Annotated in this window: 22 protein-coding genes and 1 pseudogene; 19 read left to right on the plus strand and 4 right to left on the minus strand. The window is 40.7% G+C overall.

Annotated features, from left to right (window positions below):
• Position 1: 1 nt before the first annotated feature.
• Complete coding sequence (locus tag AC0YN7_RS01540; RefSeq protein WP_475808183.1) at positions 2-1,204, minus strand: ROK family protein; 1,203 nt, start codon at positions 1,202-1,204, stop codon at positions 2-4.
• A 318-nt stretch (positions 1,205-1,522) separates the two neighbouring features.
• Here AC0YN7_RS01540 and AC0YN7_RS01545 point away from each other — a divergent pair, with 318 nt between their 5' ends.
• The 16 genes and pseudogenes from AC0YN7_RS01545 (at position 1,523) to AC0YN7_RS01620 (ending at position 16,126) form a co-directional block, all read left to right on the plus strand.
• Positions 1,523-2,134: a chromate transporter gene (locus AC0YN7_RS01545; RefSeq protein WP_475808184.1), complete on the plus strand. Its 612-nt coding sequence runs from the start codon at positions 1,523-1,525 to the stop codon at positions 2,132-2,134.
• Positions 2,135-2,146: 12 nt separating this feature from the next.
• A complete protein-coding gene (locus tag AC0YN7_RS01550; RefSeq protein WP_475808185.1) occupies positions 2,147-2,686 on the plus strand; it encodes a chromate transporter in 540 nt (179 codons plus the stop codon).
• 31 nt (positions 2,687-2,717) lie between these two features.
• A complete protein-coding gene (locus tag AC0YN7_RS01555) occupies positions 2,718-3,698 on the plus strand; it encodes a formylglycine-generating enzyme family protein (protein WP_475808186.1) in 981 nt (326 codons plus the stop codon).
• A 626-nt stretch (positions 3,699-4,324) separates the two neighbouring features.
• A complete protein-coding gene (locus AC0YN7_RS01560; protein ID WP_475808479.1) occupies positions 4,325-4,852 on the plus strand; it encodes a DinB family protein in 528 nt (175 codons plus the stop codon).
• 453 nt (positions 4,853-5,305) lie between these two features.
• Positions 5,306-6,028, plus strand: a complete 723-nt coding sequence (locus AC0YN7_RS01565) for a Stf0 family sulfotransferase (protein ID WP_475808187.1) — start codon at positions 5,306-5,308, stop codon at positions 6,026-6,028.
• Between the two features lie 492 nt (positions 6,029-6,520).
• Complete coding sequence (locus AC0YN7_RS01570) at positions 6,521-7,021, plus strand: hypothetical protein (RefSeq protein ID WP_475808188.1); 501 nt, start codon at positions 6,521-6,523, stop codon at positions 7,019-7,021.
• Positions 7,022-7,056: 35 nt separating this feature from the next.
• Positions 7,057-7,539, plus strand: a complete 483-nt coding sequence (locus AC0YN7_RS01575; protein WP_475808189.1) for a peptide ABC transporter substrate-binding protein — start codon at positions 7,057-7,059, stop codon at positions 7,537-7,539.
• A gap of 300 nt (positions 7,540-7,839) precedes the next feature.
• Positions 7,840-7,998: pseudogene (locus AC0YN7_RS01580) on the plus strand (aminoglycoside phosphotransferase family protein); the annotation flags it as partial.
• 10 nt (positions 7,999-8,008) lie between these two features.
• Positions 8,009-8,914 (plus strand): GNAT family N-acetyltransferase, encoded by a 906-nt coding sequence (locus tag AC0YN7_RS01585; protein ID WP_475808190.1) that lies wholly within the window; start codon positions 8,009-8,011, stop codon positions 8,912-8,914.
• A gap of 113 nt (positions 8,915-9,027) precedes the next feature.
• Positions 9,028-9,561 (plus strand): GNAT family N-acetyltransferase, encoded by a 534-nt coding sequence (locus tag AC0YN7_RS01590; protein ID WP_475808191.1) that lies wholly within the window; start codon positions 9,028-9,030, stop codon positions 9,559-9,561.
• Between the two features lie 688 nt (positions 9,562-10,249).
• The gene (locus tag AC0YN7_RS01595) at positions 10,250-10,819 is read left to right on the plus strand and encodes a histidine phosphatase family protein (protein ID WP_475808192.1); all 570 of its coding nucleotides are present in this window, start codon (positions 10,250-10,252) and stop codon (positions 10,817-10,819) included.
• 196 nt (positions 10,820-11,015) lie between these two features.
• Positions 11,016-12,401, plus strand: a complete 1,386-nt coding sequence (locus AC0YN7_RS01600) for a sulfatase family protein (RefSeq protein WP_475808193.1) — start codon at positions 11,016-11,018, stop codon at positions 12,399-12,401.
• Positions 12,402-12,465: 64 nt separating this feature from the next.
• The gene (locus AC0YN7_RS01605) at positions 12,466-13,245 is read left to right on the plus strand and encodes an AraC family transcriptional regulator (protein ID WP_475808194.1); all 780 of its coding nucleotides are present in this window, start codon (positions 12,466-12,468) and stop codon (positions 13,243-13,245) included.
• Positions 13,246-13,464: 219 nt separating this feature from the next.
• Positions 13,465-14,106 carry a carbohydrate-binding family 9-like protein gene (locus AC0YN7_RS01610; protein ID WP_475808195.1) on the plus strand — a complete coding sequence of 214 codons (642 nt, stop codon included), beginning with the start codon at positions 13,465-13,467 and terminating at the stop codon, positions 14,104-14,106.
• Positions 14,107-14,227: 121 nt separating this feature from the next.
• Positions 14,228-15,073 carry a sugar phosphate isomerase/epimerase family protein gene (locus tag AC0YN7_RS01615; protein WP_475808196.1) on the plus strand — a complete coding sequence of 282 codons (846 nt, stop codon included), beginning with the start codon at positions 14,228-14,230 and terminating at the stop codon, positions 15,071-15,073.
• Between the two features lie 39 nt (positions 15,074-15,112).
• A complete protein-coding gene (locus AC0YN7_RS01620; RefSeq protein WP_475808197.1) occupies positions 15,113-16,126 on the plus strand; it encodes a Gfo/Idh/MocA family protein in 1,014 nt (337 codons plus the stop codon).
• Positions 16,127-16,255: 129 nt separating this feature from the next.
• Here the strand turns inward: AC0YN7_RS01620 and AC0YN7_RS01625 are convergent, their stop codons facing one another.
• On the minus strand, positions 16,256-17,161 hold the full coding sequence (locus AC0YN7_RS01625) for a helix-turn-helix domain-containing protein (RefSeq protein WP_475808198.1): 906 nt from the start codon (positions 17,159-17,161) through the stop codon (positions 16,256-16,258).
• Between the two features lie 168 nt (positions 17,162-17,329).
• On the opposite strand from AC0YN7_RS01625, the gene AC0YN7_RS01630 reads away from it, so the two are divergent.
• The gene (locus AC0YN7_RS01630) at positions 17,330-18,343 is read left to right on the plus strand and encodes a Gfo/Idh/MocA family protein (RefSeq protein ID WP_475808199.1); all 1,014 of its coding nucleotides are present in this window, start codon (positions 17,330-17,332) and stop codon (positions 18,341-18,343) included.
• Positions 18,344-18,441: 98 nt separating this feature from the next.
• Positions 18,442-18,702, plus strand: coding sequence for a hypothetical protein (locus AC0YN7_RS01635; RefSeq protein WP_475808200.1), 261 nt, complete (start codon positions 18,442-18,444; stop codon positions 18,700-18,702).
• A gap of 141 nt (positions 18,703-18,843) precedes the next feature.
• Here AC0YN7_RS01635 and nagZ read toward each other — a convergent pair whose 3' ends face one another.
• The gene (nagZ, locus tag AC0YN7_RS01640; protein ID WP_475808201.1) at positions 18,844-20,118 is read right to left on the minus strand and encodes a beta-N-acetylhexosaminidase; all 1,275 of its coding nucleotides are present in this window, start codon (positions 20,116-20,118) and stop codon (positions 18,844-18,846) included.
• 366 nt (positions 20,119-20,484) lie between these two features.
• A complete protein-coding gene (locus AC0YN7_RS01645; RefSeq protein ID WP_475808202.1) occupies positions 20,485-21,354 on the minus strand; it encodes a helix-turn-helix domain-containing protein in 870 nt (289 codons plus the stop codon).
• Positions 21,355-21,484: 130 nt separating this feature from the next.
• Here AC0YN7_RS01645 and AC0YN7_RS01650 point away from each other — a divergent pair, with 130 nt between their 5' ends.
• The gene (locus AC0YN7_RS01650; RefSeq protein ID WP_475808203.1) at positions 21,485-22,567 is read left to right on the plus strand and encodes a Gfo/Idh/MocA family protein; all 1,083 of its coding nucleotides are present in this window, start codon (positions 21,485-21,487) and stop codon (positions 22,565-22,567) included.
• The last annotated feature ends 5 nt before the right edge of the window (positions 22,568-22,572 follow it).

Below are 22,572 nucleotides of genomic sequence, written 5' to 3' on the forward strand. Positions count from 1 at the left end.
TCTATATACCCATCTCTTTCCAAACCATAAGCGCTGAACCGGTGGCAACGGCTTCTTCCCTAAGTTCTCCTTTAGAAAACGAAGGTTGATAATCTGGAAAATAATAGGTGTTTTTCTGAGCGATTTCAATTGCACTAGAATAGAACTGCTCACTGGAGTTTACCAGTACTCCGCCGAGAATGATTTTTTCTGGATGAAACATATTAATTACGTTTGCAAGGCCAATTCCGAAGTACATAGCTGATTGCATTAACAGCTCGCGAACATAAGGGTTGTTCTGAGAATAAGCCTGCAGCAGCATATCGTAATTAATTTTATCAGGAGAAATACGGTCGTCAAGCAGCAGCTCAGCACGTCCTAATTTGGCATGGGAGCGTGCTTGCATCTCCAAAGCCTGCACCGATACAAATGCTTCCAATGCGCCATAGTTCCCATGATCATTTAATCTAGGTCCGTCCATCTGAATTATCATTTGACCAATGGAGCCTTCCATGTCTATTGATCCGTGAACGATTTGACCATAAGACATCATGGCCGACCTGAGACCGACGCCAGCGTGTACGTATAACATATGCTGAAGATTTTGTCGGCGCATCGACCAATGTTCCCCGATTAATGCAGCATTCGCGCCATTCTCTAGGCGGGCAGGTATGCCGGTTTGCTCTTGAAGGATATCGCATATTGGCACGTCATTCCATCCCGAAGCAGGGAAATTCAATGGGCGGACTATTATTCCTTTCTCCCGATCCAAAGGACCAACAGCGCCAATTCCAATTCCAATCACGTTAGAGCGATCGATTTTGTGATCAAGCAGGATCGAACGGATATTATTGGTGACATATTCAACGAGCTGGTGAGGTGTCATGGCCTCATCCATTCGCCAGCGGATTTGGGACAATGGATTCATTTTCATATCATAAAAGCCTAATGTAGAGTATCTCCTCGATATTTCTAAACCGAAGAAGTATCCATAAGCAGGATTAATTTCATAAAGAATCGGTCTTCTTCCTCCATTTGATGGACCGAGACCGGACATGATCAACAATTTATCAGCAACTAACTCATCCAGCAGCCTTGTAAGCGAGCTGCTCGTGAGTGGAAAAGCCGCAAGCAGCTCCGCCTTGGAGACAACACCTTGCTCTGCAATTCGTGTATATAGCTGTTTCTTTGTGGAAGGTATTTTGTTTACCGATGGGATACTCATCTATCAACCTCGTTTTCCGACTAAAGTAATAGGGATTACTCTGGGTCTATTATAACGCATGTTAGATCGGTGCGCTATATTATAGCTAGTCAATAATTAGCTAGTTGAGGCTGTTTCAGAAACGGAACCTCAGTTAACTTCAAAATAAAATAAACTAAGTATAACACTCGGCTTAATAGTAGATGAAATAATGTTTTTTTATTTAAAAAGTTGTTTTTATTCCGAAACAACACAATTTTCAAACTAATCCAAAATTCTTTATTCCAAAATGAAATTAAGGTGTTATACTATAGATACATAAGTAGAGGGGGGACTAACATGAGCGTGGAGCGTTTGAAAATGTTATGGCATCTATTTGTCGTATTTCTCAAAATTGGGCCGGTTACATTCGGCGGGGGATATGCAATGATTCCTATTATAGAACGTGAAGTTGTTGAAAAACGGAAGTGGCTTCAGTCAGAGGACATTTCAGATGTGTTCGCTGTTGCTGGATCAGTGCCAGGTGCAATCGCGATCAATTCAGCGACTTTCATCGGGTATCGAATTGCGGGCGTAATTGGAGCGATTGTCGCAACGATCGGTATATTATTACCAACCTTCAGTATTGTTATCATCTATTCGATTTTTTTCTTGGGAATGAAGGAGCATCCTAAGGTAGAAGCGGCTTTTATTTCCATTCGCGCGACTATCGTAGCATTGATTGTATTTGCCGCTTATAAGACAGGCAAGACTGCTGCTGTAGATAAAGCTTCAGTTATGATGATTGTCATTACTGTTGTCTTGATGTATTTCTTCCACAGCTATATTCATCCGATCATTTTGATTCTAGGGGGCGCCATCTCCGGGATGACGATTGTAGCGGTTAGAACAAGACTTGGACGGAAAACGATACTTAACAAAGAAGAGCCAATATACGACTATATGATATGATGAGGAGTCGCTATGCTAATCGATTTGTTTATCACATTTTTCATGATTGGGTTGGTTTCTTTCGGGGGCGGCTACGCGATGATTCCTTTAATTCAGGATCAGGTCGTGAATCGCCACGGTTGGATGGAGCTTCAACACTTTTCTGATATTATTGCCGTTGCGGGTATGACTCCAGGACCGATAGCTACTAACATTGCTGTTTTTATCGGATATGAGAAGATGGGCCTGTTGGGAGCTATAATCGCTATGCTGGGGACAATTTTACCGTCATTGATTATTATTCTTGTCTTAGGTAGACTGTTCTATAAGGTCCGCGATAATGATTTGATGAAATCATCCTTTTATGGCTTGCGGGCGATTATTACCGGCTTAATTATTTATACCGCGATTATGTTTGCGGATACGAACGGAATGCTCTCCTCGATGTCTTGGTACACTTGGAGTCAAATACTCATATTTTTAGGGTCACTATCCGCTTTTCTTTTTTTTCACAAGCATCCCGTTTCGATTCTTATCATTTCTGGTTTAGTCGGTATCGCCTTGTATGGATAATGATATATTAATATAAGAGGAGAACGAGAGAATGGAACAACTAAAATCTTGTTGCGCAGCTAGCAGGGAGCATATAAAGTCAGACGTTCTGGAACAGTCGTCGCAACATCCAATCAGCTCTTGTTCAACTCCTGCAGCTAAAATAATAAATAATTGGATTGCCCTGCCCGGCGGACAATTCGATATGGGGACTGATTCAAAGGAAGGCTTTCCCGCAGATGGAGAAGGTCCTATTCGCAAGGTGACAGTAGCTCCCTTCCGAGTCTCGCCTTATGCAGTGACCAATGAACAGTTTCGAGCATTTGTAAAAGAGACAGGTTATGTCACGGAAGCAGAAAGTTTCGGCTGGTCGTTTGTATTCCATTTGCTAGCTTCCGAGGAAACGAAGGAGCGGGTTAAGGATGTGCCGCAGGAGGTTCCTTGGTGGCTGGTTGTTCATGGTGCTTATTGGGCGAAGCCAGAAGGGCCTGATTCCAGTGTGGAGGATCGATTGGATCACCCTGTTGTCCATATTTCTTGGCGCGATGCCGAGGCATTTTGTCAATGGTCGGGTACTAGACTGCTTACTGAGGCAGAGTGGGAATTTGCTGCTAGAGGGGGACTCTCGCGGCGAACCTATCCTTGGGGAGATTTACTGAAACAAGACGGAAAGCATATGTGCAACATATGGCAGGGGAAATTTCCGATCAAAAACAACGCAAGCGACGGTTATGTAGGTACAGCTCCGGTGAATGCGTACGAGCCTAATGGCTATGGCCTATATAATATGTCAGGCAACGTATGGGAATGGTGTGCGGATTGGTTCAGCCCCCATTATCATAAGCTAACAGTGGCCGAAAATCCTATATTTAATGAGCCTACTGGCAAAAGATCCATGAGAGGCGGCTCCTATTTGTGCCACCGTTCCTATTGCAATCGTTATCGCTTAGCTGCAAGAAGCTCGAATACACCTGACAGCTCCACAGGAAACTGCGGTTTTCGTGTTGCTATGGATATTAATGAAACTGTATAATCTATTGATCCAATCAAATAAGCATTATCTGACAAATGGAATCCTTCAGCTTAATGGGATTCTATTTTTTTTGTGAAGCGTGTGAGGCGCTGGAATCGCGCCTCCAATGAAAAAGGTAGTGGAGCTTTCGAATTTTTAGCTGCCTTTATTTGAATGGTTGTATGAATATTCAATTCTATTGGGCTCATAATTGAAATCATCTGTTGGAAGATAGTGAGAAAAGGGTTAGTGAGAAATGGATAGTGAGAAGAGCTTGCACTTCATTTGTCATATTTGACTGTATTTCATACAATCAACGTTATCTCAAAACGCTGTAATTGGCATTAGAGTGTATTTCATCCAAGCTAATCGACCGTTTCACAGAAAAAAGTTACTAGCTGCCTATTTGATTGTATTTTTTCCATTCAAACACATAGAAATATGTAAGTGCCGGTGTTTGAATGGACAAAATCCATTCAAATCACCTATCTCTTTAAGTCCGTTGAAATAAAAACGATGGTAACTGGATGTTCCGTTCTGCCACACCTCGTCCGAATAGAGAAGGGGATTTAGTCCGTTTTGACGAATCCTTTAACCTATGACGAGGAATTTACTCTATTTTGAAGTAGAAGGAGAGTCGGAAATTGATGATAAATGATCAACTATATTTGATAACCGATCTGTCAGGTTTTACTCCTCAAATAAGTCGCCTACTATCGATGATGAATTATGCACGCCATACAACGCTTGCTGCTGTAAACGAACTATCTACTGAACAGTTAGATTTTTTATTAGATCAACAAAGTAACTCGATAGGAGCGCTGCTGCTTCATTTTGCTGCAGTAGAATATGCTTATCAAGTGGATACCTTTGAAGGAAGAGAACTGAGTGAAGATGAATTAAGCGTGTGGGGTTCTGCATTAGAGCTAGGGGAAAGAGGAAGAGTTAACATTCAAGGAAACGGCCTTAGCTTTTATGTGGAACGATTGAATGAAGTGCGCAATAGAACATTTGATTTGTTTAAAGCCGTTGATGATCAATGGCTCTATAAAGAAGAGCCTTTTTGGTTCAATAAACCGGCCAACAACTATTTTAAATGGTTTCATGTTTTTGAAGATGAAATAAATCATAGAGGTCAGATCAGATTGATAAGTAAAAGACTGCAACATGTATAAACAATTCTTACATTAGTGTAGGGTTATCACATTACCGCTTAGGTATCGTTATTTTATAAATGAATATTACCTTTACCGCTTACAAGCAATGGTTATAAACTTAAGACAAATATGTGAAATGATGGGATGATGATGAGCATGTTCTTGACAGCAATTATCGGTTATTTGATATCTAAATAATGCATGTTGTCATGAACATTCATCTTTGTTGCAAGGCCTATATGAACCCGCAAAGGATTTGTATGCTTTGCAGTCCCATGTTGCTATTTGCCGTAGATGGACATTTGTTCATCTGCGGCTTTTTTTTTGAATGAATTCCAATCTACGAACCGCCCTTGCAGCCTGAATTGACAATTGATACAGAACACAAGCCGATGGAAAACTGTGTACTCTCACTTGTAGAGTTCGTGATTCAACGCTACAACAATGTTGACAAAAGAAAGGATGATTTGAATGAGACCTGAACAATCTTATACGATTTGGTTTTCACAACGTACAGGAAGCACCTTATTAAACCATGCACTTGCTTCAACGGGAGTAGCAGGAAACCCATGTGAATGGATGCATGGGAGAGATCCTAATAGAATTAGTAAAGAAGATGTCCAGCACATGTGGGAATTGGGCACAACACCGAACGGAGTATTTGGAGTAAAGACCTCACTTAACCCCGAGTGGATCCATGCTTTTAGTAAGCTTTATGAAGTATCTGAAACGGCTACTAAGGCTAAAATATGGCGTGAAGCTTCCCCGAATTGCAACAAACATATCTATATGACACGGAGAAATAAAGTTCGTTTAGCGGTTTCGTGGTGGAGAGCGATTGTATCGGGCGAGTGGCATAGACAGCATGGGGAGAAACCTCAGGAACATGACATTGCTGATAAGTATAAATTTGATGCAATCAATCATTTGTTTATGGAATGTTCTTTGCGAGAAGCCGCAATGGAAGAATTCTTTTCTGAAGAGGGGATTGTACCTCTTACGATTGTCTATGAGGACTTTATCTTAGACTACGAAGGAACTGTATTGAAAGTATTGGAGTTCTTAAATATCCCAACGGACAACGTAATGGTATCCCCACCTGCGTTGGATCGATTAGCAGATGATGTTGCAGAACAGTGGGTACAACGGTTTCGTCAGGAACGTCAAATGGACTGGGAGCGAGCATCTTGGTAACGATTCTATGCATAAATAAACTAGTTTCTTTAGTACATCTACAATTACTTGACACTTCTTAGTGGATAAGGACAAGAGCAGGCATTCGAACAATTTTCGGATGCCTGCTCTTCTGTTGTCGTAGTTGACTGTATTTTATACAATCAACTCCACTTCAATAACGTTGCATTTGTCCGAGACTGTATTTTATACAACCTAATCACCTGTTACGCGGATAAAAAGCTTCTAACTACCTATTTGATTGTATCTTTTCCATTCAAATACCTTGAAGCAGGGAATATAAGCTGTTTGAATGTACAATTTCCACTCTAATTGCCCATCTATCCCTTTAATGCGTTGAAATAGAATGATGATAAAGGATGGATGCTCTGTACCGTCTGTGTGGGGTTAAGTGGAGAAAAGCACTTATTTTGAGATTGATCCTTCAAAAAAATAACTTTCTTATGAAACATTTTTTTCCAATATCCGTCTGTAAAAAGAGGAGGGACGTTCATGAGATACTCTAGATTTTTAGTGCCATTCTTGGTTCTGGTTATATTTCTTATAAGTTGCAATCAACAAGCTAACTCTATGCCAGATGAAATGCCAGACGATTTTAATTTTTCAGTTCGATACGGTATTACAAGTAAAAATGAAATCAACACGTTCGAATCAATCGTTACCAAAGATCTTGTAATTAACGGTACTGTATCTACCAAAATCAAACTTTCCGAAAATGAACGAATAGACATTTACAATAAAATGCGTGAAATAAATATTTTAAAGGAATTAAAGTTGGTGTCAAAATCGAATTGTGAGAGAATTCCTTTTTCCGAAGATAGCTGGAGTATTCAAATAAATGGAAAACTATTATCATTTAAATGGTCCGATAAGAATTGTGAGAAAACGGAAGATGCCAAAAAGTTAGAAGACTTACGTAAGTTTGTATTTAACATAGTAAAGAACAAACCTGAGTATAAAAAATTACCTGAGGCGGTAGGTGCCTATCAATAAACCGTGCTCGCGTTTAATAAAAAGGGGGAAAGAAAATGAAAATTAAACATATTTCAATTTTATTTTTTTTATTATTTTTTGTTGCGGCCTGTAGTAATGAGGTAAATCCAAAAGAACATTTAGGAGTAATATACAGTGCTGCATTAGACAGCATTATCGAAAAAGATGAAGTATTAAGTGAAAATATGAAATTTATATCCATTGAAATGAATGATTTTGAGGAATTAAATGAACAAGATAAGCAGGAAATTTTAAATTATTTCGAAAGTAAATATAAAATCGAAGTTATGTATGCATCATATGAACAATTAAAAGAAAAGGGCTTATATAATCCTGACACGATGGTTTTAGATGGTGTTCTACTTCGGATAGAGAAAGTTGCTTTCGAAGCTAAAGATTTTGTCTTTGAAGGCTCTAAATATAGAGCGGGGGATGGTGCTGTTGGTGTGAAAGGCGTTGTACATTTCAAAGATGGCAATTGGCAAATTAAAGAGTCGAAAGAGACTTGGATAAGTTGAAATGAGGAGATGGTTGTTAGCATAAAGATACAGTCTATACTTTTAGGAAAATGTATACTAAAGTTGGGTTGCCGGCAAAAAAGAAAATTGGAGTGTTGTTCCATGAAGTTTTTTTGTCACCTCGACCAAGCTGATTTACAGGAGTATGTAGAGAAGGTTTTTGGTAGCGGTTATCTAGTTGCGAATGTATCAACAACAGATTTTTAACAGAACATGGAATAAAAATCACTGCTCTTTATCACTTGAATTAGGGAAGAAATCGTTACCCTTTTGATTATGCCCTCGTTGAATATGTAGAAGCTTGATCAAAACAGGATGTTATTTTATCGATTCCATCACCATATATCTTTAACTTCGGGTGGCTTGAAACTGCTGCATAGAGGATACCCGGATCAACAATTTGCAAAAGACCTCGCTGATCACCATTCCAGATGTGCACTGCGATTTATTGAAGGTTAGGGGGATACTTGTGAATTTTATTGAGAGCATAGAGCCTGGAATTGAACTAATCTCTGATTATAAAGAAAATAAAGTGTACAGAGATAGTTTTAATCAATTAGCAAATTTAGTTTTTGGTATAAATTTTGAAGAGTGGTATCAAAAGGGCTGCTGGGATGATCGCTATATCTGCTATTCATTCCTGCAAAAAGATAAAATCATTGCCAATGTTTCAGTTAGTAAACTGGATCTGGTGATTGATGGGTCACTTAAAAAAGCCATTCAAATTGGAACGGTAGTGACTCACCCCGAATTAAGGGGAAAAGGGCTCTCAGGGTTATTGATGAAGCGTGTATTAGATATTTACGAGCATGAATGTGATATATTTTTCTTGTTTGCGAATAACAGCGTTACTGAATTCTATCCAAAGTTTGGTTTTACAGCACTATCTGAATCACGATTCACACTAAAAATTAAAGCTATTTCAAGAGTTGATTCACCTCTGATAAAGTTAAATTGCTTGGAGAGTGAAGATTTGGAACTTATCAAGAAGCTGCTCCTGACTCGTAGACCTATTTCAGAGCAATTTGGTATTAGCAACAATCAAGGAATCTTTCTGTTCTATGCTTTATATGTATTTCCCGAATCTATCTATTACTCTCCAGAGGATGAAGCTATCGTCGTCTTTCAACAAGATGGTGATACGCTGAATCTATACGATATAGTAAGCCAAGACGGTGTTAATTTAAATGATTTGCTTCCTCGGATTGCTAATGAGAATACGGAGCATATCCATTTTCACTTCACGCCAGATCAATTTACAAGTGAAGCACAATATGAGCTCACGGATGAAAATGAAGATAGGCTATTTGTTAAAGCTAACTTTGCTATAAACAAAAATTCTGTATTCTGTGCGCCTCTTTTGGCACATGCTTAGTGGTTTAAGGAATGTAAGATTACAGCATTTGTTGGCGGCTTTCTCAATTAATGAGGAGATTAATTCAGTTACAATCTTCCTCTTACTTTTATGTAGAAGGGTTTGAATATTAAATGAATAATGAGCACATTTATTTAAGACATTTTGAATGGAATGATGCAGAGTCACTACTTGCTTTTCGACTGAGAAACCGTGAATTTTCACAACCTTTTGAACCAATCAGGGATGAATCATACTTTACTCTTGAAGGACAAGAAAAGGAGATTACGAATGGTATTCAAGGCGTAGAAACAGATCATTCCTACATTTTCGGAGTTTTTCTTATAGAGACGGATGAGCTTGTCGGAAGAATAGCATTAACTGGTGTTGCTCGCGGTCCATTTCAAAATGCATATATTGGCTATAACATAGATGAAAAACATAACGGAAAAGGTTACGCAACAGCAGCGGTTTCATTATGTTTGATAGTTGCTTTTGACCAGATTGGCTTACATCGTGTTGAAGCAGGTGTTATGCCAAGAAACCTATCATCTATTCGAGTATTAGAAAAGGCTGGTTTTAGACATGAGGGCTCGGCCAAAAGATATTTGAAGATTAATGGAGAATGGGAAGATCATGAATTATTTGCAATAACAGCAGAAGATTAGAGTGGAGCAGTTGATTACAACCATTTTAACCGATAAAAGCTTGAGTTATTGTGATCGTAAAAACTCAAAACACGCCGGTTTATTAACTAATATCGTCATCTGATCCGTTGGATGCTTGTCGATCGGATATCGAAATGAAAGTACCCTATGCATCCGTATATCCTATCTATCAATCCATATATCCTATCTATCTACACATCCATCTAGCGACTTTTGAAGCATGTAGAAATTAGTTTCACATTCTGAAACTAACGTGAGTCTTCAAGGAAATACAGTGGGTTTAGTTTCAGTATTTGCAACTAATAGACACGGTTGAGGGTGTGGATTGAGTTGAATGAGCAATTAAGTTCATTTCCTGACACTAAATACTAGCGCATCGAGTAACTTCTTTGATTAAATAGAAATATTGAAACTAAATGAAAGAGTTCTTCAAGCGGTGCACCAATTGCGAAGCTCAAGCCGCTGATTGGGCAGAAAGTCAGTACGATCTATTATTCGAGCTGGGTGGTTGCGTTTAAACCACTTTTTCTGCGCGTATAGCTAGTTATTGATGCCGTTGTAGTTGTTGCAGGATTGAATGACGGAATACCGGAAGAGAACGGGGAGCTTGGCCTAGATCATATTGAAAGTAAGCTGCCTGCAGAGATTTCGCAATATTCTATCAAATAAAGTAGGTGGAGTGATTAAATTGAGAACAATCCTATATATGGTAAGGCACGCAGAATCTCCTTTTGAGCATGGTCAAGAGAGAACACGGGGACTTTCGTTGGAAGGATTGGAAGAAGCGAAACGAATTGTCGATTTTTTCGAAAAGGTAGATATTCATTATATGGTGTCCAGTTCGTACACCAGAGCTAAACAGACGATTCAATACTTAGCCGAAAATAAATCGCTAGAGATCGTAGAATACGAAGAGCTCGTCGAGCGTCCGATAAAAGGCTTGGATTTTAAGGCTCCATGGGATGTATTGGATGAAGCGATATACAGATCTTTTGTAGACAAGGATTTCGCTCTAGAGGGCGGCGAAACGACGCTGGCAGCACAACAAAGAGCTATACCTATAATCGAAAAGCTCTTGGAGGAACAACGAGGTAAAACGATCGTCATTGGAACTCACGGCAATATAATGACCATTATTATGAATTATTACGATGAACAGTACGGCTATGACTTTTGGAACCGAACTTCAAAGCCTGATATCTATAAAATGACATTCCATCATAATCAATTGGAGCAAGTAGAAAGGGTATGGAAATAAATGTTTTGTAATTCGTTCAATTGACGTGTTTAAAAAAGTATCAAAAATACAAAAAGAACAATCACACCTACATTGCCCGTTGATGATTTGTCCTATAACATCTATTACGAAAGGGATGCTGGAAGCGTATCCATTTAAATTCTTGCACATTTTTTTCGTAGAAAATACAAATTCATCAAAGGATGGTGTTATTTTTATGAGAATTTTATATTTAGATTTAGATTCATTGCGGCCTGATCATCTAGGATGTTACGGGTACCATCGTGAAACGTCGCCGAATATTGACCGAGTTGCAAAAGAAGGCGTAAGATTTTCCAATTATTATTGCTCGGATGCCCCATGCATGCCATCTAGGACTGCATTAATGTCTGGCAAGTTTGGTATACATAGTGGACTGGTAGGACATGGAGGAACCGCGGGGGATATGAAGCGCGAAGGAAAAGAGCGCGGGTTTAGCGATCGACTGAAATCGGAAAGTTTGCCTGGAATGTTGCGAGGTCTCGGATTTAAGACAGCATCGATTAGTACTTTTGCGGAAAGACATTCGGTATGGACTTTTAACGCCGGTTTTAATGAGGTATTTAATGTAGGCGGTAATGGAGGTGAATCTGCAGAGGCTGTGCTGCCAACCGCTCTGAAGTGGCTCGAGGATAACGCTGAGGATGATAATTGGTTTTTGCATCTGAACTTCTGGGATCCGCATACCCCTTATCGAGCACCAGCACATGTGGGGAACCCATTTGAGAATGTTCCAATGCCTGAATGGATTACAGAAGAGGTATTCGCACAGCATAAGCAAAAAAAGGGACAGCATAGCATAGAGGACATGAACAAGCTAGCCAAAACGCATTATTTTAGATATGAGCGGCATAGCAAGCAGATCGAACAGCTTGCAGATCTAAGAACGATAATAGACAACTATGATAGTGCGATCCACTACATGGATGATCATATCGGGAAAGTGCTCGATTTGCTGGAGAAGTTAAATGTAATGGAGGACACGGCTATTATTATTAGTGCCGATCACGGTGAAAACATGGGCGAATTGGGCATTTATTCGGAGCATGGGACCGCTGATCAAGGAACCTGCCGTATTCCTATGATTATTCGCTGGCCTAATGGTTTAAAGGGGACGCAGGATGACGGGCTGCACTATCACCTCGATCTGGCTCCTACGCTGGCCAGTATGCTAAATGGTAAGAAGTCTAAATCTTGGGACGGTATAAGCTATGCAGATAGTATATTGAAAGGGACACAAACGGGTAGAGAATACCTTGTACTTTCCCAATGTGCACATGTGTGCCAGCGAAGTGTCAGATTCGAGGATTGGTTATATATTCGGTCTTATCATGATGGCTATCACGGTTTCCCTAAGGAAATGTTGTTTAATTTAAAAGAAGATCCTTATGAGCAATGCAATCTGGCAAATGAAAGACCCGATATTTGCAGAAATGCGGTCTATTTACTTAACGAATGGCATGATGATATGATGCTGAAAATGAATGATGATATCGATCCATTATGGACTGTTATGAAAGAAGGGGGACCTCTTCACGCCAGAGAATATTTCGATCAACAATAATGTTTCAGTGATAAGCACAAGTATTCAGGATCAATTGCAGTTCTCTTTGTACCATTTGGAGGAAGTGATCTATAAGACTCGCAATGTTCATATTAATAAACAGTCTTATTGTACTCTTTCTTATATTAAGAAAGGGAATGTTACTGTCCTTGTAGAGGATCAAGTCTATCTTGCTAAAGCGGGAGACATTATGATTCACCGGCCCGATGTTGTTATTGACGTAAGAAGTGACAATGAAGGTATTCATTTGTTTATGAATATCGAGCTTAAGGTGCTAGGCGATGTGGATTTTTTCCAGCTGTATCCGCTTAAAAATATCATTACACTACGGAATTCGGCACGGTTTGAGGAATGTTTTTACGAATTATATGATCTATGGCAGCAGGAGCATGCTTTCCGGGAGGTACAGAGCATATTTCTCGTTTTTACACTTCTCGGAGAGATTCTGAGCAGTGCCCGCAGCAATCCAGAAATCGTTGCGCTTGATTTGTTGAATGGCAAAGACCGGTTCCGCAAGGTTATTAGCTACATGCAAGAGCATATGCATGAGAAGGTGACAAGGGATACATTAGCCGAGCTAGTCTACATGGATCCTGTCTACTTTAGCCGTGATTTTCAAAAAATATATGGGAATACTCCAGTCGCAATGCTGAAAAAGCTGCGCTTGCGAAGAGCGAAGACGCTGCTTGAAAACTCAAGCCTAACAATTAAATTAATTGCCGATCAATGCGGGTTTTATGATCAGGCTCATTTCACACGTGCTTTTCAGGAAGCTTATCAGCTTCTGCCAAGTGAATATCGAGACAATATTCATCATACAAAAAAAGTGGTATTAGTCGATTAGATAAAGGGCGGATCAGAAATAATTTCTGATCCGCCCTTTTCATGTTGCATGGATTCCGAAAGCCAGCCGCTGCTGTTCTCCATTAATAAGAACGGAATAGTCCAAAAAATAGCTTTTATAGCTAAATAAATATATGAAGTTATCGGTTATTATTTATGTATTATTAAATGTTTGATCAGTTTAGCGTTATGACGGAAATTGTACAATAGGGGTGAGCTTGTGCTTGCTGATTTACGCTCTGAAGATGACAATGTTTATGTTTGTAAACAAATGGTTTCAAGCAGTGAAGAAGCAACATGGACCTCGATTGATTGGACAGGCTGCAACGTTCTAGTGTTGACAGATACGGTAACGGGTCTTCCATCCAAAGAGTATACAGAGGTGCGGGCTTGCTGGAGTCCTGACCATTTGCATGTATGGTTTTTGGGAAAGGATTCGAATATCGTATCGGACTTCACCAAAAGAGATGAGCCGCTTTATGAGCAGGATGTCGTTGAGGTTTTTATTGATGAGGAGGGTACCGGATCCAATTATTTGGAGCTTGAGATTAGTCCAAGAAATGTCGTATTTGATGCACAAATCAAAAACGATGGCAAAGGGCCAATTTCTGTCGACCAAACATGGTGTTTCAAGGATCTTCTTACGTCTGTCGAAACGAATGGTGAAGGAAGCTTAAGCGTCTTTATCAGCATTCCAGCTAGTAATTTTTCTAAACCACTTGAAAGCGGGACACGCTGGAAGGGTAATTTTTATAGGATTGATGAGGGCTTGGACGGAATACGTGAGTATCAGGCTTGGCGCCCAACCGGGGCAGTCAATTATCATATTCCTTCTAAGTTCGGTTCAATAGCTTTAGTATGAATTATAAGACTTTATAAGTTTCACACTTATAATAGGCTTATAATTCACCGCGAAACTTTGCTTTGCCGCAAGGACGGCGACAGCCGTTTACGCTTGACAACATTCTAAGGAGGCATTTCAAATGAAAAAAGGTATTAATATTTGGTCTTTTAAAGAAGGAACAACAATTGCGGACAGTATTCAATTGGCAAAGAAAGCTGGCTTTGACGGAATCGAATTATCATTGAATGAGACCGGTGAGCTTGGTCTTGATTCTACAGAGAAGGATATGCGTGAGATTCTGTCTCGTCTTGAAGATGCAGAGCTTGAAATAGCTGGACTCGCTACAGGCCTATATTGGTCTTATCCAATGACAAGTGGCGATGCTGCAAAGCAGAAGAAAGCAATCGATGTTTGTAAGAAGCAGCTTGAGCTTGCGTCTATGCTTGGTGTTGATACGATTCTTGTTATTCCAGGTGCTGTTGGCGTTGACTTTATTCCAGGTGCTGAGGTAGTAGACTACGAGCATGCTTATGATCGCGCGCAAGAGTCAATTGCTAAGCTGGCTCCTTTTGCAGCAAGCGTAGGTGTATCGATCGGTATAGAAAATGTTTGGAACAAGTTCTTGTTGTCCCCACTAGAGCTTCGTAAGTTTATTGATGAAGTTGGCTCCAGTTTTGTCGGATCTTATTTTGACGTAGGTAATGTTGTACATAGCGGATATCCAGAGCATTGGATTCGCATACTGGGTCACCGGATCAAAAAAGTACATTTCAAAGATTATCGCCGTCAAGCAGGTGGTTTACATGGATTTGTTGACTTGCTAGCTGGCGACGTGAATTACCCAGCTGTTGTCGAGGCATTACAAGCTATCGGTTACGATAATTATGTTACAGCTGAGATGATTCCTCCGTACAATCATTATTCCGAGCAAATTATTTTCAATACATCGCTTGCAATGGATGCTATTCTAGGTCGTTCAAAATAAACGTAAGCTTGCTTAACAAACTTTTAAGGGGGATATAAGATGCTTAAAATTGGTATAATCGGATTTGGATTCATGGGAAGAATGCATTTTGACAATTATGTTCGATTAATGGCTGAGGGTGAGCAGGTTCAGTTAGTCGCGATCTGCGACCTGCGAATTGAAGAGCTGAAGAACGGCAGCGCTGTAGGCAACATTGCAACCGAGCAGGATGTATATGACCTGACGCCATATCGCCTATATGATGATATTCAAACGATGCTCGATAACGAGCAATTCGATGTAGTGGATGTTGCGCTTCCTACTTATTTGCATGCTGATGTAACTTGTATGCTGCTTGAAAAAGGAATTAACGTACTATGTGAGAAGCCTGTTTCAGGCAACTCTGAGGATGCATGGCGTATGGTGAAAACAGCTGAGCGCACAGGTAAAACATTGATGATCGGACAATGCTTGCGCTTCTGGCCTGCATATGAATATTTAAAAGCTTGTGTTGAAGATAAGCGCTATGGCGCAGTTACTGCTGGTTTCTTTTACCGTGGTTCTGGTCTGCCGGCACCATGGTTCCTTGAAGGAGAAAAAAGCGGCGGCTGCATAACCGATATGCATATCCATGATGCTGACATGATTCACTGGCTGTTTGGCAAGCCGGATAAAGTATCAACACTTGCGCGCAATGTTATTCCTGGAAGCGGCTACGACACGGTTTCTACCAATTATGTATACCCTGATGGTAAAGTAGTTAATGCACAAGCAGATTGGACGCTGCAAGGTGATTACGGCTTCTCGATGACTTATCGTGTTAACTTTGAAGGCGGAAATCTCATATTCGAGAACAATCAAGTTAAAGTAAATCCGAATGATGGGCCTGGTTTTATTGCTGAGCTGTCACCGGATATGGGCTATTACAGAGAGATCAAATATTTTGTACAATCGATAATTGACGGTACGCCAGTTACCATTTGTTCGCCAGAAAGTGCTGTGGGAACTCTTGAGATTATAGAAGCGGAAATCCGCTCAGCTAATCGTACGGGAGAGTTTGAAGTTATTAAGTAATGGCTGATTAGTAAGAATAAATAATATGTAAGCTCAAAATCCATTATAATAGTGGATTTTGAGCTTTTTTTATTCGTTTCTGATTATAATTTTATTAGAGATTTAATCATATATGTGAACAGCTTTATTCTATAAAATTCTGGATAGCTTGCGGTATTCCGTAGCCGATATTCCCTCATGCCGCCGGAAAATACGACTGAAATAATGAATATCAGGATAACCAACCCGTTCACCGATATTTTCTATCGTTAATAACGATTCGCGAAGTAGTTTCCTGGCTTCACGATGGCGAATGGATTGTACATATTCGCTTGGCGGCATGCCGGCGATTTGTTTGAAGAGCTTCGCAGTGTGATCGACGCTAAGGTTCAGTTTTTCCGCTATCGCAACATTCGTCCAAGGATCGGAAGGTGTCGTTTCGATTTGTTCCATTAATTCCAACAGCTTACTCCCATGCTGATTAGCATGAGAAAGTGCTCGGGAAGTCGGACTGCGCAGCAGCTGTGTCAAAATGTTCAGCATTAAAGCTTTACATACTAGCTCATATCCCAAACGCCGCATCGTGAATTCCTGTACTAGCTGCTCCATGAATTGCACACATATTAGTGATGGAGTATAGATGGGGTTCGATGATAAAGGTGGGGTAGTATCTGTAAAGGCTTCAAAGGCGAACTTATCAGTCTGAATGGCCGATTCATTCACAATCATATCGGCTTCCGTCTGTACTTCGAGCTCATCAAAGAAATCAAAATGGATGCCTAGAAAACGTGCGTTTGGGCTGGATACGACTTCATTTTGATGGAATACACCTGAAGGCAAAAAGATAAGCTGACCCGTTGTAATGGCATAGCGCTGGCCATTCATTAAAGTAGCAGCTTCTCCTTGACAAACATATAGCAGCTCAAAATCGTAAATTCTCCGTTCGGTCAAAGCGCCAGGCGCCATACGTTGAAACTGAGCGTAATGGATACGGGGCGACCATTCACGGAAAGGAGCTTGTCGTTGAAGGGGATATATCGTATCTGCAGCTTTCATTTTGCATCCTCCATTTAGAAATAAATATATTGCCAGTAACGGAATCATCCAAAAAATCGCTTTTCTAGCTAAATAAATCTATGACATTATCATTTATTATATTTGTATTATTGCATGATGTTCAGAAAGAATCAATATAACGGAATATGAACAATGGAGGTTTTTAAAATGATAAAAGTTGGCATAATCGGGTTTGGGTTTATGGGACGTATGCACTTAGATAATTATACACGCCTAGCAGCGGAGGGTGTGCAGGTAAAGGTTGTCGCAATTTGTGATATGCAGATCGAGAGGCTGAAGAACAGCAGTGCGTCAGGCAACATAGCTACCCAAAGTGATGTTTACGATCTTTCCCCCTACCAACTATACGAAGATATTCAGACAATGCTTGAAAACGAGCAATTAGATATGGTTAACATTACTCTTCCTACTCCTTTGCATGCTGATTTAACATGCGAGCTTCTGGAGAGAGGAATACATGTTCTTTGTGAAAAACCGATGGCGGGCAGCTCGGATGACGGACGGCGTATGGCGAAAGCCGCAGAGATCACAGGAAAAACGTTAATGATCGGACAATGTTTGCGTTTTTGGCCTGCTTATGAATATTTAAAGGCTTGTGTCGAAGATAATCGATATGGGGCAGTTACTGCAGGGTATTTTTTCCGCGGCTCGGCATCACCTCAGGGCTGGTATCTTGATGGAAGTAAAAGTGGTGGCTGCATAATGGATATGCATATCCACGATACAGATATGATCCATTGGCTGTTCGGCATGCCGCAGAAGGTTTCGGCGCTTGCCCGTAATGTTATTCCTGGCAGCGGGTATGATACGGTGTCTACGCATTACCTCTATCCAGACGGAAAGGTGCTTAACGCGCAGGCAGACTGGACGCTGCAAGGCGATTTCGGATTTGCAATGACCTATCGCGTTAACTTTGAAGGCGGGAATCTAGTATTCGAGAACAGTGAGGTAAAGGTAAATCCTAATGATGGGCCGGGTTTTGTAGCGGAGCTGTCTGATGATTTAGGCTATTATAGGCAAATTAAATATTTTGTTACGTCAATAATTAATGGAAATTCAGTTTCAGTATGCACACCTGAAAGCACAGTAGGGTCGGTGGCAATTATTGAAGCGGAGATCCGCTCGGCTAATCATACAGGTCAACTTGAATCAGTATTGTAGATAAAAAAATTTTATTCGACTTCGTACTTCGACAGCGTTTTATTAAGAAGGGGGATATACTAAATATGGGAGTATTTAACTGACATCGGAGGGGTTTCATGAATCAATTGAGTTTTAAAAAAAGAATTGTGTGGTTTATTAATACTGAGATCGAACGTATATTAACGAACCTTATGAGTGGAGCGGTAAATAAAGAGTATGCATTAGGAAGCTTAAATACACTGTTTCAAATTGCTTCTTCTACGAAGGACTCAGATTCTATGAGCAGTTTGTGCAAAATAATCGATAGAGTTAGAACATCAGATCATAAAACGGGTTTGTTCTACTTAACGGAAGTGCGTAAGGAGTACTATTATTAATCAAATTATACATGTGATAATAGCGTTTGATTTGTTTATAGACTGTAAGATACATTTTTCAAGCCAGCAGTTGTTTAATGACTGGTATATCAGATGAAAAAAGCTGTAAGCTTCGAATTGGAGCTTACAGCTTTTTTTGTTTTATTTTTTTGTATTTCCCGCCGTATCTAATGCTGCTTGAATATGACGGTTCACCTCTGTGACATCGATGGATTCGATTGCAGCATCTGTGACCTTATATTTTTCCTTCAGCTTTAAGATCCGATAGACACTGTCGTCTAATCGTTCAGACGTTATTACACCGCTCTCTACACTTTTTTTTAAGGTTTTCAGAACCGCCACCTGCTGATCGAATGTATGCCCGACTAAAATAATATCACTCCCAGCTTGCACCGATTTAACTGCGGCTTCACCGATTTCATAGTGATTAGAAATGCCGCCCATCGTCATGTCATCCGTGATGACAACTCCGCCATAACCGAGATCTCCTCTTAATAAATCTGTAATAATTGCACTGGAAAGTGAGGCTGGATTTTTATTATCTATTTTTGGAATCAACAAATGGGCGACCATTATGGCATCAGTGTTCTGCTTGATAGCTTCCGCGAACGGCAGCAGCTCGAAAGCTTTAAGATCATCCATACTTTTTTGAACGACTGGCAGCTCAAGGTGAGAGTCAACGGAGGTGTCGCCGTGACCAGGGAAATGCTTGACGACTGCAGCAATTTGCTGCGATTGAATTCCTCTCATTACTTCCATTCCGTGTCGAATGACGGTTTCCGGATCACCTCCGAATGAGCGGCTGCCAATGACAGGGTTTTTTGGATTGCTGTTGATATCGAGAACAGGAGCGTAGTCCATATTAAAACCGAATGCACGCACCTCTTTGCCTAACACTTGACCGATTTGGTAGGAATAGTTCGTATCATTAACTTGTCCGATCTTCTTTGCCGTTGGAACTAGAGAAAACTCATCCGGCATCCGGTTGACTTTTCCTCCCTCCTGATCGACACTTAACCATAATGGCTCTACATTTGATTTGTTGGCTGCTTTTAATTGATTAAGCAGCTTTAATGTCTGATTAGTACCGGAAATATTATCTTTGTATAAAATAAATCCGCCGACTCGGTATGAGGCTATCATTTCCTTAGCATCAGCCTGCATGGAAGTGCCCTCTAAACCTACTATGACCATTTGACCAACCTTTTCATCGATAGTCATGCTGGATATTTTCTTTTTGATAGGGTCTGTCGGAATCGGGGGGGCGGTTTGGTTTGAAGGATTCGGAGTATGAGAAGTTTTTGAAGTATGGGTCATTTCTGGTGAGGACTGCTTGCTGCAGCTAATCAGCAGTAAACAGAGTGAGAAATATGTAATTACCCAAGTTATTTTTTTATTTGTAAAAGTTACTTTCATATCACACTGCCTCCTAATTTGCATAGCTCCGGGTTATTTTTCATATTACCCCAAATACTAAGCGGCTAAACGAAATGAATAAGGATGTACGGTATGCATTCAGCAATGCTTGTAATATTATTTCGGACAAAGTCCGTTCTGTACCGACTAACATAGACTATTGGTGTATAGCCTATTCAGAACGGGAAGGGGAGTAGCGTTGTGAGTAAGCGGACCTTAATGGTTGTGTCGCTTGTACTTTACGCTGTGCTTGTCATCGTATTCCTTATTGTTTCTCTCGTAAAATAAAACACATAACCAGCAAGGGGCTATCTTTAAAGTAGAAGCATCTACTATTGAGATAGCCCTTTGTCTGCGGGGAAATGTCTACTGTGAGTTGAATTTCAGCTTTCGATAATCCTTCGGAACGACGCCCTTCGTTTCTCTGAACACGCGAGAAAAGGTTTTGTACGATCCGTAGCCAACCTCAAGTGCGATTTCAGATACGCTCATATTTGTGGAGACAAGCAGGCTGCAGGCATGACGAATGCGCAAATCATGAAGAAAATGGACAAACGTTTGATTTGTTGTTCGTTTGATAACCTCGCTGATGCGGGAGACGCTCATATTGAACCTTGCCGCCAAATCAGACAGTGCTAAATCATCTTGATAATGAACGTGAATATAATGAATGATTGGCCATACTAATGCGTTTGATTTGGAAGCGGGCGGCGTAATGGCTAATGTTGGTGCCGCTTTCCTGCGATAACGGTCGAAGGTAATCAATATTTCTTTGAGTTTTGCTTGCAATAGCGTACGTCTCCACGGTTCCTGCCCTTTATATTCACGATACATATCTTCTATTAATAAGCGCATTCGTTCATTATCGGCTCCATCAAGCTGGACGAATGCGGGTAAGCTGGCACCGTCTATTAAAGCAAGCAGTCCTTCCTCTTGTCCAGTCTCCATTAATAAATCCATACTGAACATACAGTTATATAAAACTAACGTGCTGCCGGGTTCAGTGAAGATCTCATGCACCTGATACGGAAGCACAAAGGTGAACGTACCAGGAAGCATTTTATGTTTTGCGTCATTTATAGCCTCAGAGCCACTGCCATCCACTACATAGGAGAATTCCAGAAAATCATGGCGATGTGGACGGAAGCCCTGGTAAAGCTGATTTAAACTAATATGAAGAGGTGAAGACGTGTCCTTATTTGGATACGTTTTCAAATAATCAGGGATATAAGTCATCTTTATTCGATTCCTCCGAAAAATTGAGACGTTTCTCGAAAATTAAGCATGCTTTCTCGCGGCGTTTATTCTATTATAACGAGTGTAGACCTATATCGATAGTTTGTGAAGAGAACAAGGAGGAATTCAATTGCATAATCACGATAAAATTAGAATTGGTATAATAGGTGCGGGTAATATCGGCAGCGTTCATTTGAGTGAATTTTCCAAGCTAATCGAGGAGTGTGAAATAACTGCTATTACTGATGCGTATTTGCCGCTTGCACAAGAAAAGGCGAAGCAATTCGGTATTGCAAATGTAGCTGCCAGTCCTGAGGAGCTTATTGCACGTAATGACGTGGATGCAGTTATCATCGGTGTGCCTAATCAGTACCACGCACCGCTTGCTGTTCTTGCAATAGAAGCGGGAAAACATGTGCTGATCGAGAAGCCAATGGGTATTAACGGGGAAGCGGCGCGTCAAATAGTGAAAGCAAGCCAAACCTCGGATAAGGTTGTTATGGTCGGTCATCAGATGCGCTGGGAGTCAGTACCAATGCAAATCAAGGAACAAATCGACCGCGGAGAGCTCGGTAAAATATATACAGCCAAAACAGGCTGGTTCCGGCGTAAAGGCATCCCAGGCTGGGGAACTTGGTTTACGCAAATGGATCAATCAGGTGGAGGACCGCTTATCGATATCGGCGTTCATATGCTGGACTTAGCCTTGTATTTGATGGGCAATCCTAAGCCGGTATCCGTATATGGCGCTACTTACGCAGAATTCGGTCCAAGCCGCAAAGGGATCGGCAGCTGGGGCACACCTAATTGGAATGGTTCCTACGATGTAGAGGATTTGGCGACCGCTTTGATTAAGATGGAAGACGGAAGCACGCTGACGCTTGAAGTAAGCTGGGCCGTTCATATGGATACAGATAATTCGCCGTTTGTTCATGTGATGGGCTCGGAGGGCGGAGCGAGCTATAGAGGATCAAAAGGCAAGCTGTTGACCGAGAAATTTAATCGTCCAATCGAGACTGAGCTTAGCAAGGCGGATAACGATGAAGGAGAACGGACTCGTCTGAGCCGTCATTTCTTAGCCTGTATTCGCGAAGGCAAACAGCCGATCACATCGGCGTTGACTGGATATACGAACAATTTAATATTGGATGCCATTTATGAGTCTTCCCGAACAGGCAATGAAGTGAAACTGAATTGGAATTTAAACGAATAACGAAT

The sequence above is a fragment of the Paenibacillus sp. J31R122 genome, assembly GCF_056269185.1.